The following is a 15,011-nucleotide window of genomic DNA, read 5'->3' on the forward strand; positions in this document are numbered from 1 at the left end:
TACAGCAGTTGGTACTAGTTTTCTTATATTCTTCATTTCGAATTAAAAAGTATGGCACGAAGTTATGTTGTGAAAAACATTCGTGCCAGGGACTATATTATTTTGTTTCTACATAAATGGCTACTGGAAGATTTGCTCCGCCTGCATGAATAAGTTCTAATTCAAGCTGATCTGATGGACGCTTCATCTTGTATTCAAACTCAACATATTCTGAGCTTGTTCGCAACGAAGGCACTAAGTAAACTTTGCCGTTGAACTTCACTGCACCACTGTATAAGCCACCTCGACCAGTTAACTTAACCCTGATCGTTTTTGTTTTTCCTGAATCATTTATAAGTGGAATCATTACCTTATAGTTCATACCGAAGTGACCAGGATTCCCCACTGCACCATTGATTTGTGACAGTGAATTTTCTGCCGTTTGCAAATGATCTGTTCGTCCATTTGAAACGTTATAACCTACCTCTTGTGTATCTACTGTATATGCTGGAAGATCTGCTTGAATAGTAGCACTTGGCCAAGCACCTCGTGGATGCATCGCATATTCATCAATTGCCACCGCGTCCGTTTTGATCTTTGTTAAATCACTATTACTCTTCGTTAATACTGTTCGAATCATATAGTCCGTACTTCCACCATTAACAGCTTGAATATCGATGTCCTGTAAAAATCCAATGACATAATTATCGAACAACTCGTATGTTTCAATCAGCTTTGTTTCTCCTGGTGCAATCACAATACCTGTACTATCAGATTTTTTAAGCTTTCCATTTAACGTTGCATCTGCAAGCGTTAAACCAATATCATGACCAAACCAGTCATTCCCAGTCATTTGCGTAATCCCTTTAGAACTGCTGACCTTAATACTTTCAGAGCTTGAAGTATTTTCAATTGTAATACCAATCTTTACTGCCGCTCCAAGCTTATTTAAATGCCAGCCAAATACTCGATGCTTATTTGTAGCTGAAGTGGATTTAACTTGATATTGTGCAAGCGTAGAATTTGATTTAGGTAATAGACTGTGTGTTAAATTTTCTGGATTATCACTGACCATCAAATCACGATCTCCTTCATAACGAGCAGAAGGAACAGGTTGAGGATATGATGTAGTACCAAAAGATTTTTCTAGGAACTCACTTGTATACATATAGCGATAAACATAAATATACATTTCTCTTTTTTCGCTAATATAACGTAGGTTTCCTCCCAATGTATTGACAACAAAAGTAATAGGAACGTACATTTTACCTTTTTGAATAAATGGCTTTTCTTCTATTGTTACAGATTCATTGTTGATCAAAATGTTATTACTACCGTCCTTGAAGACAAAGCTTGTCGCAGCAATTTGTAATTCAAATGATTTATCTGGCAGCCAATTACCAGCCGAATCATCTAAATAATCGGATAAATAATCCGCTGGAATATAGGTTCTAGATTCTTTCGTAATAATTGGATCATCCATTACAATACGCTTATTATTTACATGTAAGATATATGGATCTTCTTGAGGTTTCTCTGAAGAACCATCTAATAAAATATCAACAGTTTGCGTAGTAGGGTCCCAGCTGACATTTCCATCTAAGTTTTCAGTAACAAAGCGTAATGGCATATATATTCTATCTTTATAGATGATTGGCGCAACATCCATCTCTACCTCTTGTCCATCTACTAAGGCTGTCATAGAATCAATTGTTAAATTAATAACTTTGCCATTTCGATTAGCTGATGCAGTAAGTGTTTCCTTGTTCCAGTCAACACTTGCACCAATCGCCTCATATAAGGCTCTCATAGGTAAAAGAAGGTGATCCGCTTTATCTAAAATGGGATCATTAATTTGAATCGTTTCTCCATCGATATTAATCGTAACATTATTTCGTATCTGAATTCCTTTGTCAGTAGCAGCTGACGCAGAGGTTTGTCCAGACAATACGAAAGCAAAAACAAGAGCTGCCACCATACATAAAGCCTTTAATTTGTTTAACATCCCTATCTCCTTTTTTCTACAAAAATTTACTAACTACTATTTACCATATTAACACGAAAAAAGCCCAAAATGTGGCATTCTTATTGAAAAAAGTAGAAATAGGTACTGTTAGCCTAAGGCAACATTCCTGCAAAAGCTCCATGGTGATTTACGGGTCTTCCAAGCCCCTAGGAACTTCTTCTATTCATCTCTTAAGTGTGTTCATTCTACTTATAGTTTTCACCTAAAAGAACGAATCATTAAGGGGAATCATAGAAACTGGCTTTCAAGAAATTTAGCACTTCAGCATAACGTGTGGTTGATTTTCTTTCCGACTGGGCGCTTTGTAGCTGCCGCTTCGCTTTCGCACAGAGCAAAGCTTCCTGGGGCGTCCGATGAGCCGCTTTTGGTGCTACCGCTACGTTAGCACTACGCTTTCGCACAGAAAACATCCGCTACGCTGCAGGGTCTCGGGCCAACAGATGTCTTTTGCGCGAAAGCGTGAGTGCAACGTAGCGGCAGCAGCACGATGTTGGTCACGAAGGCGTTATCACAGGATGTGATGATTTTAGCCTTCGTTCCCCTATTGCTGATCCCCGAGGAGTCGCCCAGTCTCCACTACAATCAACTTGAGGGTAAAAGTAAGACCTTGAGGATTGCCGTCCCCAAGGTCTTCTAAAATCAAGTATCTTTTTTTAGTCTTCCCATAGCCTCATCAAGCGTTTCGTATTGGATGTTATCATATTCCCAATTCAGGTGACGATTAATAGCCTTAGCTACCTCATCCCAAGTTGGCCGTATACAATCTTCCAAAATTAAATTTATTTCTTTTTCTATCAACGTCAAATCAAGTTCATTTACCAAAAAAGTTGCTCTGCCATCTAGTAACTTATCTTCTTCTAAAATTGAAAGTAATCTTTTAGGTGTCATAATCCTAAAATAAAAATATTCAACTCCCTCTGAATCAGCAGTCCCTATATCTGCACTTGCAGGGAGTACGAAATCATCTACTATCTCAGGCTCACCACGTAATAGAATTCTTTTCAAAACAGGAACTATCAAAAAAATCACTCCAAATCAAAAATTATTCAAGTTCGACATTCTGCTTAGTCTTTTTTATAGCTGCTTATTGACAGTGAGCAGTTCAAATCTACGTTTTTGCCTTTCACTATTCAAAAATAATCTTTATGACCGCCCCTTATACTACAAATCATATTTTATTCCTTCTCTTTTTTTATTGTTTTTCTCCATTTGTTAATCCAGCGCTCCTCCTGTACTAACCAATCTTTTTCTGACAAATCTAAATCACCAAAAAAACTATCAAATTCAATTGCTTTTCCATTTTTATCTGTTAACACTAATGTAGATCTTGCTGAATTAAAACTAAAATAAGGACAAATGTTATTTTTGCTAACAGCATCCTGCAAACAATGGTAACCTAAAATACCCGGTTTCTCACTGCAACATTTCGGTATCTCTTCTCCTTCATTTTCCTCAAAAGAGCAATAGCCTTCTAACACAATATGAGTCCATGACATGTAAACATCTTCCTCTTTTCTAGTATTTATGTGGATGAATCTTCGTCCGTGGGATAACACCGTTTTTCAGTATACCATCAGCCCTAAATTGTCCATTAATTCTTGTACTCACTCTAATTGCATAGGCGTCATATACCACAATTCCTAGGCTAATCACGAGCATTAAAATAACCCGAATTAGCATCATTTTGTCTTCTGCTTTTAAAAACCAATGACTCCCATTTTGTATCCATTTATTTCACAACTAGGTCACCGGGTTATTCGAAACTAAAAATAAGCCCTTGATAAATATCTTATCAAGGGCAAAAATATGTTAACTTCTCATCTGGAGATCAGTAAACTAATACATAATTAAATCAAAATCATCAACCTCTCCATTTAGAGTAAAATATAACTTAAATTCTCCTACTACCTCTCCCTTGTACTCAATACATAAATATGAAACCAAGTGATTGTAATCGAGTTCAGGAAAGTTTCTCAATTCGAGTGAGATTTTTTTAATATAATAATTTAAGTCTGTTTGCACAAATTCTTCAAAATACGAATAGAATTCCTCTTCCTGTTCATACATATAAATATTAAAGTGAATCAAAAATTGTTCTATAGTTTGTTTCTCAATCTTCCATTGTTCTATTAAACTTCTAAATTGATCTATGTCTAGCATAATAGAAACCTCCCTAATTAATGTTTTTTTCAAAGTAAGTAAAGACTATATGACATGACTTTTTAACCATATTTCCATATACTCTTGCGTTATCATATTTACCGTAATTTTTATCTCATACTGGTAAAACATTTTTCCTTTTTTAAGCCATTTCCACTATTAACAAAACCTTTATTCATAGCATTTGAAACCTTTTTAGCAGCATCTTTACGAAGATCTATTATATTTTATTTCTTCGATTAAAGAAAAAACCTTGAAAGGCACTAAGGCAATCAAGGTCAATAAATGATATATCAAAACTTCAATACTCATAACTTACCAAACTCTATCCAGAATGAACTTCAAAACAAAAATACCCAAAAGCTAAATCATCGTCTTTTAGTTGCATTTTTATTTTTGCAGTTTCAAATAACACTGGTAAAAGTTCATCTAAATATTGACGATATTTTTTTAAAGAAAAACCAAACTGTTCTGCATCATCATACTTACATAAAGGATAGAGTATTTTCCCCATTTCAATTTCCTTAATTGTAATAGTTTTATAATGCGTATCTAAACAATCAAGTAGATGATTCTCCACTTCTTTCTCCTTTAGATTTTCTCTACATTCTATATAAAACATATACTCTTCAAATTCAATCTGCATGTCCACTCTTTCATTTCTGTAAAAAGGAGTTATTCTAATGTACTCCGTCGTAGACTTTGATTCGATTATTTTTTCTAAAATTCTATTCAAGCTAGTGATTATTGGAAAAAAACTATATTTACCACTGTGATACGTAGTATTCTCATAGATTATTTCATTAATCTTACCTTCTTTTTTTATTATCATAACATCACCTTTTACTTTGAAAAATCAGGGACAAACTTCCAATTCTAATCATTTAAATTCGAAACTTGTATTACTTCCCCAGTACCATTATCTACTGCTACATAATGATTTTTATTTTTATAGTATACAGTTACTGAATTACCTGTGTATCTGTTTTTTGCCTTAACAGTTTTTTACGGTTTATTTATCGTATCAGCGATAAATATAAATACTATCTACTCAGCGAATAAACAAATAGACCATCCGATATTAATACCAGTATTATACGCAAAGCACAAAAAATTAAGGGTAAAAGCGCTTCTTACAGCACTATATAGGTAAATCGTGCTAACGCAGGAAAATACTTATCCTTGAGGAACACTTATATAATAAATACAATAAACGTTAGAGGAAGGTTAGATACATAAACGAAGAGTTAGAAGAAATAATTGCAAGGCGTTAAGGAACGGCAAAGAACCCACTCGCTTGTCAAAGACAAATAAGAGCGACCAACAACCAACAGTAAAATTAGGCTTCAAGTCACCTCAAAACTGACTATCAAAAGTCCTTCATTAAACCACCCCTTTCAAACAAGCTCACACCCTACAAAGATAGAAGGGATAGGGTCGGTCGGTTTAAATCAGCGTTATTAGCTGACAATCAATCTATTATTTACCCAATTTAATTATGACTAAAGGAGATTTAAAGTGATCAAAAAAATTACATCTAGACTTACTCTAGCACTTATTTTATGTTTAATTAGTTTCTCATTTGCCCCTTCTGCAGAGGCTGCACCTGCTATTAAAGTAGAAATTGATGGTGATGTTATACGATTTGACCAAGGTGCAGTATCTATTAATGGCCGAACTTTAGTACCAATGCGAACAATTTTCGAGGAATTAGAATCAACAGTACATTGGGATGCAAAAACAAAATCTATTACAGCTGTCCGAGGTACAAAAAAAATTGGTTTAGTAATTGGTAGCAAGACTGCCACTGTTAACGGGCAAAAGATTGCTTTAGACGTTGCTCCTCAAATTATTAATGGTAGAACCCTAGTACCTCTTCGTTTTATTAGTGAAGCGCTTGGTGCAAAGGTTGATTGGAATAATCAAACGAAAACAGTTTCTATTACAACATATGATGTTGCTGAAAGATACTATTTTGTGAATCTACAAACTCTAAATTTAGAAGTTATTTCGGAAGACCGTTTTTATCAAGAAGTCGATCAACCCAATTCCTCAAAGGAACTAGTAAGTGATTTTGTCTTTAATTCATACCTAGATAATACTCGAGACTTCTATTCTCAGCATATCGTTCGAGTATCAAACGGTGGTACAGGACTTGCTACTGCGCACGATGCCTATATGGAATTAGATGGAACTGTAGTTAATGGTAAAGCTTCTGGTGAATATACTATCGAACTATTCGATATAAAAACCGAATCTCATAAAAAGACATATACTGGTACTTTTAAAGATATAAAATATGATCGCAATATTAAAACTACAGTACAAGAAATAATCAATAAAAATCATTCAAAATAATACCAGCGAAAATAAACATAAACCATAAATTCTTAAAATGAATGTAATTGGCTTATGATTTGATTTTTTCTGAGTTTCAATAATACAAGTAAAATACTCTAACAACGTTGGTTGCGAAACACGATATTTTTGGGCTATGGTATCGTTACTTATAAAATTTACTGTACCCATAAAATCGCTAATCTTTGCCTAGTCATCGCTTAAGGTGAGGCAGTTCCTTACGCTCTTTTTATTTTTGAACTTCAAGATTTTCAGGAGATCGATGATGATTTAGCTTAATCGGTATTCAAGTTGTAGTATCGGCTTTACTTCTTAGTTAGTGCCTCCTCTATTAGTTCTTACATGGACTGATAGGGGATATTTTTTATTTTACGCCCCTATCCTCTTCAAAATGATACAAAATTAGCTTTAGGATTTTATTAATTCTAATACGTATTTTAATTTTCTAAAAACAATAATCAAGTTAAGTAGAACTAATTAAATAAGGATGTATAAAATTACAGTTATAAAAATTACAGTTAAAAAAAAGAGACAATCATATATATATGATTGCCTCAGGATTTACCTTTGAAAAGAAATAAATTTCTTATTGAATTACTATCGAATAGGCATGTCCCATTTCATCCGCTATAAACTGAAGGTCTGCACCTCTTGCTAACAAGTTGGTAGCAAATGTATGTCTACAGCAATGAGGATGGAAAACTTTTTTAATACCCGCTTGTTTTCCCACTTTTTTTAGAACTCCTCGTATTCCACCATTTAAAAGACGCCCTCCAAATTTATTCATGAATAATGGCTCCTTTGGATCACCAGAACGAACCTGTAAATAATCTTGTAATGCTAATGCACACTCTATAGAAAAATGAATAGTTCTTATTTTATTACCTTTTCCTATTACTTCTGCTGTACGCTTATCCATATTAATATCTTCAATATTTAACGCTGACATTTCTGAGACACGGCAACCCGAAGTAAGAAGAAATAAAATAATAGCTCTATCACGAATTGGTATTTGTTCAGAGATAAGTTTAATACGAGAAAACTCATACTCATCTAGATAATTAGGAAGAGATTTTGGTAATTGAGGTCTCCAACGTTTTTTTATTATCATTCTTTCTATATATTCTTCATCAAAACAAAATTGAAAAAAGGAAGATAGTGTTGCAAGTACAAGCGCTATTGTATTAGGTTTTTTATCTATTGAAAATTCATTAATCCATTCTCTAACATCCTCTGAAGTCAAATCCATCAAGGGAACCTTACATTCACGCAGGTAGCGTTCCAATATCCATTTATACTTAGTTATAGTTGCAACTGCTTTATTTTCTAACTTTAAACATAGTAGATACTCATTCAATATCGTTTTAGTTTTTGATGAGATACAAATATCAGTACTCTTCCAATATTCATCTATAATTTTCATTATCACACCACCAATCTAATAGAAAATGATCTATATTATTAGAAATAGCATTACCATATTTCATTGAAATCATTCTAAAGTTTAAGGCGTTTCAGAACTAAATTAGAAATTGAGTATCTATTGAATTTATATTAAAGAGAAGAAAAGTATTAACAAACCACAAAAAAGAGGCAATCAAATTATATGATTGCCTCTGAAGTTAACTTTGGAAAGAATCAAATTTTGGGGATAAAAGTTTCTTTTAAAACTATTACTGACGGGTTCAATCGCTCATGCTAGTTTTACCTTCTCGTATGTATACATATAAGTCCCTACGGCTAGTCATCCACACTGTTGCTAACCCGTTGCCAGCACAGCATTAGTTGCAGAGAGATCAGGTACTTGCAGTTGACTATTTGCAAAAATTAATCTTTATTTGGTAGTTTTAGTTAGAAAGAAAACCCCTCATTGCTTTATGCAAGTCGGGGTTTTCAATTCTACTCATGTCACTGAATATATCAGCTTATAGAGTAACTATTCGTTTAATTTTATTAAGGGTTAACTGTAACAGCTACTGTTTTTTCAGCTGTTTTGCCTGAAGCAGTATGAGTAACTGTATAAGTTAAAGTTGCTGTACCATCAGTAACAATTTCACCATCGTTTTTAATAATTAATTCATCACTTGATGATTTAATAGCAAAAGTAAATCCTGTTTTAGTATCTACAGCAACTTTTGTTCCTGCATTAGCTGCAGTATAAGCTGTTCCAACTGTTAAAGTAACATCATTTACTAATTTTTGCTCTTTAGTTTGAAGATCTGTTTCGTTAGTAACTAATTTTTTTTGATCAGCTGTTAAAGCAGTATACGCTGCTCTAGCTTCTTCAATTTGTGCTTGTGTAGCTGCATCAGTAATTTTTTTAACTACAGCATCAACTGGAGCTTTATCCACTTTACCTAATTCTACAGTAGTTTTTTCGATTTCAGCAATCGCATTTGCATCTGGTGTTGCAAAGTCTTTAACGAAACGAACTTCTTTTGCAGAATAAACTGTAGCAGAAACTACTGGTTTTGCTAAAGTTAAGATAACAGATTTATTATCTGAATCTTGAGTTACGTTTTCTACAGCGACTTGTTTTTCATCATCTAAATTATTAAGTACTACGAAATCATCTTTTGCCAATTGATTTGTAATTTGTACTGCTTCGTTGAAAGTAATTTTAATTTGAGTGTCTGATCCTTCAACTTTTGTGATTTCTTTTACAGTCGCTTTGATTTTGTCATCGATATCTTTTGTTTGAGTATCGATTTTTTTACCTAATACATCAACAGTTGATGGATTTTCAACTTTTAAAGTTAGTTTTACATTATCTGAATTTTTTACATTTTCAGGTAAATTTGTTTTTAATGTGAAAGTTACTGTTTTACCATTAGAAGAGATTTCATGATGAGCAATATCATAACCTGCAATTTTGAAATCACCTTGATTTAATGATTGAATTGCGTTATTGAATTCTACTTCAACTTTATCTTTAGCAGTTGCTTTAGCAGTTTCGATCTTAGTAGCGTCTTGTGTTCCTACCTTTTTACTTTGAGTGTATCCTTTTAAGTGATTTCCAGCTATATCTTTAACTAGAGATACTTTTACATCATAACCCAATGCAACAGTTTCATTTAATGTAAGAATAACACCTTTTGCATCTTGAGTTACATCGAATCCTGTAATTTTTAATTTTTTACCATCTAGATCAGTTATCTCATATTTATCAGACTCAACGATTGAACCGTCTCCACTTGTAGCCATTACTTCATTAAATGAAACAAAAATTTGGTTTTTATTTAGAAGAGTAACACCTTCTAAAGTCGGTGGTGTTACATCTTTAACTGTTAAAGTTGAAGTGTATGGAAGCATTACATTTTTCATTGTAGTGTTATCAGCTACACCAGTAATAGTTAATGTGTAATCAGCGTTATCTTTGATATTACCTAATAAAGTAAGTGTTACTTCTTTATCTTTTGATACATCAACAGTTGTTGAAATTGGTTGTGTTTTTCCATCTTTATCTTTAATCACATAGTTAGCAGCTTTCTTAGCTGTATCTGCATCTAGTGATTTTGTAAATTTAATAACAACTTGCTTATTGTTATCTTTATTAATACCTGCACTAATTACTTCTGGACGAGTTAGATCTACTACAGGAGTTACTTGAACTTTTGTATCTTTATCAATAACGTTACCAGAGTAGTCTTTTACATTAGTAACATATAAATCTGTTGTGTAAACAAGTTTATTGTCACCATTAAATGTGAATTCATAAGTATCATCAGTAAGTTGTTTTACAGATGCAGCTTGTTTTTTAGCTCCACCTTGCATCCAGTAGATGTTAGAAGCAAATACTTGTTCTACAGGCTCAGAGAATTTAAGAACTACTTTCTCAAATGAAGCACTTACAACTGAAGTTACAGTTGGGGCAGTTTTATCTTCAACAACGTTGAATTTAGTATCAGCTTGAACTGTTTTGAAGTTGTTGTAATCTTAAGTACCTTCAGCAGTTAGAGTGTGTTCTCCATCTGGTAAAGCAGAAGATAATTTAATGATTACAGTGTTTAAGTTCGTTGAGATATTACCTACAACTACTTTACCATCAATTTTGAATTGTGAAGTTGTAGCAGATTTTACTGGTTCGCTGAAGTGTACGCGAATAGTTTTGTTACCTAAAGCTTCAACTTTAGCTACTGTTGGCACTGTGTTGTCAAGAGGCTTGAATTTTACATCTTTAGCATTGATAACTTTATCGCCAGCTTTAATGTTGTTTACAGATAATTTGTATTCAACTTGGTTCTCAAGTTGGTCTTTAATGTTTAAAGTTACAGTACGACCATCTTCTGCAACGATTACTGAATCAACTTCAGGAGAGCCATTACCTGTAAGAGTATAGTTACCTTTTTCACCAGCTGTAGCTGGATCAACTTTACCGTCGAATTCTACTACTACTTGTTTAAGGTTAGTTGCAGATACAGATTTAACAGCTGTAGCTGTAGTTACAACGTAAGTAACTTTTGCTTTGTATTCTACATCTTTGATTTTGAAAGTAACTTCAGTTTCTTTGTTAGGCTCTAAAGCTTTTTCTAAAGTGATAGTTTCTTTAGTACCATCTGTTAAAGTTACGTTTAAAGTTTTAGCGTCAACTACTTCTACTTTGTCAAGTTTTACAGTTTCATCTGCAAGCTCAAGAGCACGAGAAAAAACTACTGCGAATTCTTGACGAGTGATTGAAGCATTTGGGTTAAGGTTTGTTTTACCATTTACTTCTGAACCTTTGATGATGCCATTTGCAACAGCAACTTCTAGGTAAGATTTAGCCCATGGTTTAACAGTTGAAGCGTCAGCGAAATCTTTAAGATCTGCTTCACCTTCTAATTCGAAAGCTTCTACAAGAATTTTAGCTGCTTCTGAACGAGTTAAGTTTTTAGCTGGTGCGAATTCAGTTGCACTTACACCTTCAAAAATTCCGTATTCTACAGTAGCTGCGATTGCATCATAGTACCAAGCGTCTTTTTTAACGTCTTTGAAATCTACATCGCCTTCAGCTTCTAATTCTAAAGCGCCAGTGAAGATTTGAGCTGCTTCAGCACGAGTAATTGAGTTAGTTGGGTTGAAGTTTCCTTTTTCATCACCAGTGATTACTCCAGCGTCAACTAAAGCTTGAACTGCTTCTTTAGCGTAAGGTGCCACCTTGTCGAAGTCCTTGATTGTTGCAGCTGATGCTACAGGAACGATTGCTGATGCAACAAGTGCTGCTGTTGCTGATGCCGCGAAAAACTTACGGCCTTTGTTTTGCTTTGCCATTATTGTATTCCTCCCTAACATTTCCTTTAAATTGGTATTATCCTAACGAAGACTATAGTACTGCTTTGCCTAAATGTATGTATTATAGCTTCCTTGAATAATAATAAAACCTAAGCAAATTTTTTTAGTAAAATTCACCAGAAAAACAGTATTAGAATACCATTCTAGTAAATTTATTCACTTTCCACAATAATATAACACTATCTTTCTCTAAATTCAAGCATTATGACATAAATTTAGATATAGAAGATTTTTTTACCGGTTATATTATGGTAACCACTATAAACCAATATTTTTACCTTATTCAGGTTGGTAACATATAGAACCATTACCTATTATACCTGACTCTCAACATTATCCAAGCATTTTCTGGAATAGATACGAAATTGTCAAATATTAAAGACTTCCGTAAATAATTAGTCATAATTGTAAAGAAACAGTAATATATAACGTGATTTCCAAAGGAGGAATGTCTTTTCCTTCAATATTATTACTGCAAAAATGCACCTGTTCCCATGTTGTAACAATAGATTACCTATTTTTATGCTACACTTTTAATAGTTTGATAGGATCTTATCAACTATAGAAAGGGGCTTAAAGAATGAAAGGTAAACTCTCGATTTTCGGGGCCATGCTTATTGCGATGCTCTATTTCGCGCCTACAAATGTAGCAGCAGAAGATATTTCTAAGCACTGGGCCTACTATGAAATGAACTATCTTATTACACACGATTTAATGAAAGGTGATGATTCAGGAAATTATCGCCCGAATGATTCCGTCACTCGTGCTGAATTTACTGCATTTCTCGTAAGAGCACTTGACTTACCAGAAGTATCTACGAAACCTAACTTCTCGGACGTACGTGAAGGAGATTGGTATTATGGTGTCATAAAGCAAGCGAGTCATTATCAATTAGTCAAAGGTAATGCAAATGGAAAATTTAATCCAAATGATAAAATTGATCGTCAGCAAATGGCTGCCATGCTAAAAAGAGCTCTCGATTACAAAAACATCAAGACGACTTCATCCCCTCTTAAGTTTACAGACAATGCTAGTATCGCTAAATGGGCCTATGCCGATGTACAAGAAGTAGTGTCATTAGGGCTGATTGTCGGTAAACCGAACAATTCATTTGCGCCACTTGCCCAAGCAACACGTGCTGAATCAGCTACTGTACTCTACCGATTGATACATTTAGAGACACCTGAAGTTGGTGGCAAGCAATATACTACTACCAACTACTCACAGGACTATAAGGCTGTGGTGGATAAACAGGCGAAAAATAATCCAAAAGTAGATGGCGCTGGCGTTTTCACAGCTAGCGAGGCACTAGTGTCATACTATGTACACCCTAAAAGTTTTATTCAAGATAGTCCGTCCTTTTACCAATTTTTAAAATTATCGACGACTGTTACGAATCTAAATGCAAAAACAATCAACGAAAAAGTTCTTTATAATAAAGGAAACTTAGTCGATTCAGCAGACGCCTTTATTCAGGCAGGTGTTGATCATAATGTCAATGCCATCTATTTGTTATCACATGCATTGCATGAAACAGGCAATGGATCTTCAGCATTAGCAAACGGTATTGAAGTTGGTCTTGATAAAGACGGTAAAGCAGTAATGGTCACGACTGAAAATCGGAATAGCCTGACTGCTATTAAGAAAACATACAATGTATATGGCATTGGCGCTATTGATGCAAACGCCAATAAATATGGGGCTGAACGTGCTTATACAAATGGATGGTTCACGATCAAGGATGCAATTATTGGTGGGGCACAATTTGTGAAAGATCAATATATTAGTAAAGGGCAGGACACATTGTATAAAATGCGCTGGAATCCTGAAAACCCAACGGTCCATCAATATGCAACACATGTCATGTGGGCAGTGCTCCAAGCACAAAAGATTTATGACATGTATGAATTAACAGGTGCTAATACTACGACTACTTTAGTATTTGACGTTCCTGTCTATCAAAACCAGGCTTCCCCTACTTCGTTACCTACTCCTGCCAAGCAATATGCGGTAGATACGGCTTTAGCTGGGGCTACTGGACAGGCTACGGTTGACGACTTAAATATGAGAACTTATCCGAATACAACGGATGCTTCCTCGATCATCACGAAACTACCAAAGGATACTTCGTTCACTGTACTCGGTGAAAATGGCGGTTGGTACAAAGTCAAGGTGAATGGACAAGAAGGGTGGCTATTTAAAGATTATGTAAGTCTGAAAAATGGACTACAGATTGTCGATATGAACATCACGCTAAATGTAAGAAGCGAGCCATCTACTGAATCATCCATTTTAGGTACTGTAAAACCAAAGAGCTTTATCATCGGTGTTGTAGATGCCAATGGTAATTTTGTAAAAAACGGTAACTGGTATAAGGTAATTTATAATGGCAAAACTGGATGGGTTTTTGGTGATTATATTGTGAATAATAAGTCACTTGATTCAAAATAGGTTTATAAAACAAGAGAGTGCGAATCAAAACGATTCGCACTCTCTCTTTATGCACACCCAATTTTTTACATCCAGGATGAATTTAAATTCCCCCATGAAGATACGCTTATTTCTCTATAATATTTATATGCTATATATAATAGAAGAAACTCAAATTTAGAGGATTTTTTTACCATTTTTTATTATTGTTTTTACCGCCTTTTGAAAGGTACTTTATTAGATTAATCACTGTAAAATTGAAACTACATATTGGTAATTTATAAGATTGTGCAAAAAGTTGATTGGAGTGGAGACTGGTCGACTCCTCGGGGATCAGCAATAGAGGAACGAAGGCTAAAACCATCACATCCTGTGATAACGCCTTCGTGACCAACATCGTATTGGCCCGAGACCCTGGACTGAACGAAGTGAAGGAAGCGGCTCATCGGACGCCCCCAGGAAGCTTTGCTCTGTGCGAAAGCGTAGCGGCAGCAACAACAAATGTTTTAACTGCGTGAAGGCGAAGCGTCAGCGGCAAATGTTTTCTGTAGCGAAAGCAAAGCGTCAGCTACAAAGCGACCTGTCGGAACGGAAATCAACCCTCAATTTTAGTGATAAGCCTAATATGCCATAGCACTTCAGTCCGCTTCCCTTCCCTTTCTCTTCACAATTCCCTCAATATTATTCTCCTGACGCAATACCCATCAATCACCGAAAATTTCCTGTCAATATTGCTTTTGTGGTATGATAGATTGCAGTTAAAAAGGAATTAAAGAAAGGTTTGAA

General features: G+C 34.6%; 10 protein-coding genes and 1 pseudogene. 2 read left to right on the forward strand and 9 right to left on the reverse strand.

What is annotated here, in order from left to right; genetic code table 11:
- Positions 1–97: 97 nt before the first annotated feature.
- The 6 genes and pseudogenes from AC3WSK_RS09480 to AC3WSK_RS09505 all read right to left on the reverse strand — a co-directional run.
- Entirely contained in the window at positions 98–1,984 is a 1,887-nt protein-coding gene (locus AC3WSK_RS09480) for a stalk domain-containing protein (RefSeq protein ID WP_492411849.1), read from the reverse strand.
- 660 nt (positions 1,985–2,644) lie between these two features.
- The gene (locus AC3WSK_RS09485) at positions 2,645–3,025 is read right to left on the reverse strand and encodes an Imm8 family immunity protein (protein WP_492411851.1); all 381 of its coding nucleotides are present in this window, start codon (positions 3,023–3,025) and stop codon (positions 2,645–2,647) included.
- Between the two features lie 155 nt (positions 3,026–3,180).
- The gene (locus AC3WSK_RS09490) at positions 3,181–3,501 is read right to left on the reverse strand and encodes a hypothetical protein (RefSeq protein WP_079559448.1); all 321 of its coding nucleotides are present in this window, start codon (positions 3,499–3,501) and stop codon (positions 3,181–3,183) included.
- Positions 3,502–3,841: 340 nt separating this feature from the next.
- Positions 3,842–4,165 carry a hypothetical protein gene (locus tag AC3WSK_RS09495; RefSeq protein WP_492411853.1) on the reverse strand — a complete coding sequence of 108 codons (324 nt, stop codon included), beginning with the start codon at positions 4,163–4,165 and terminating at the stop codon, positions 3,842–3,844.
- Positions 4,166–4,490: 325 nt separating this feature from the next.
- Entirely contained in the window at positions 4,491–4,997 is a 507-nt protein-coding gene (locus tag AC3WSK_RS09500) for a hypothetical protein (protein ID WP_079559446.1), read from the reverse strand.
- Between the two features lie 44 nt (positions 4,998–5,041).
- Positions 5,042–5,149: pseudogene (locus AC3WSK_RS09505) on the reverse strand (colicin E5-related ribonuclease); the annotation flags it as partial.
- Between the two features lie 534 nt (positions 5,150–5,683).
- Between AC3WSK_RS09505 and AC3WSK_RS09510 the strand changes: the two are divergent.
- Positions 5,684–6,523 carry a copper amine oxidase N-terminal domain-containing protein gene (locus AC3WSK_RS09510; RefSeq protein WP_492411855.1) on the forward strand — a complete coding sequence of 280 codons (840 nt, stop codon included), beginning with the start codon at positions 5,684–5,686 and terminating at the stop codon, positions 6,521–6,523.
- Between the two features lie 586 nt (positions 6,524–7,109).
- On the opposite strand, the gene AC3WSK_RS09515 is transcribed toward AC3WSK_RS09510, so the two are convergent.
- The 3 genes from AC3WSK_RS09515 to AC3WSK_RS09525 form a co-directional block, all read right to left on the reverse strand.
- A complete protein-coding gene (locus tag AC3WSK_RS09515; RefSeq protein WP_492411857.1) occupies positions 7,110–7,946 on the reverse strand; it encodes a tyrosine-type recombinase/integrase in 837 nt (278 codons plus the stop codon).
- A gap of 530 nt (positions 7,947–8,476) precedes the next feature.
- Positions 8,477–10,297, reverse strand: a complete 1,821-nt coding sequence (locus tag AC3WSK_RS09520) for an Ig-like domain-containing domain (protein WP_492535018.1) — start codon at positions 10,295–10,297, stop codon at positions 8,477–8,479.
- A gap of 162 nt (positions 10,298–10,459) precedes the next feature.
- Positions 10,460–11,773 (reverse strand): S-layer homology domain-containing protein, encoded by a 1,314-nt coding sequence (locus AC3WSK_RS09525; protein ID WP_492535020.1) that lies wholly within the window; start codon positions 11,771–11,773, stop codon positions 10,460–10,462.
- A 601-nt stretch (positions 11,774–12,374) separates the two neighbouring features.
- Here AC3WSK_RS09525 and AC3WSK_RS09530 point away from each other — a divergent pair.
- On the forward strand, positions 12,375–14,246 hold the full coding sequence (locus tag AC3WSK_RS09530) for an S-layer homology domain-containing protein (RefSeq protein ID WP_492411861.1): 1,872 nt from the start codon (positions 12,375–12,377) through the stop codon (positions 14,244–14,246).
- The last annotated feature ends 765 nt before the right edge of the window (positions 14,247–15,011 follow it).

Source organism: Lysinibacillus sp. EB271-A1-10B (genome assembly GCF_058791335.1).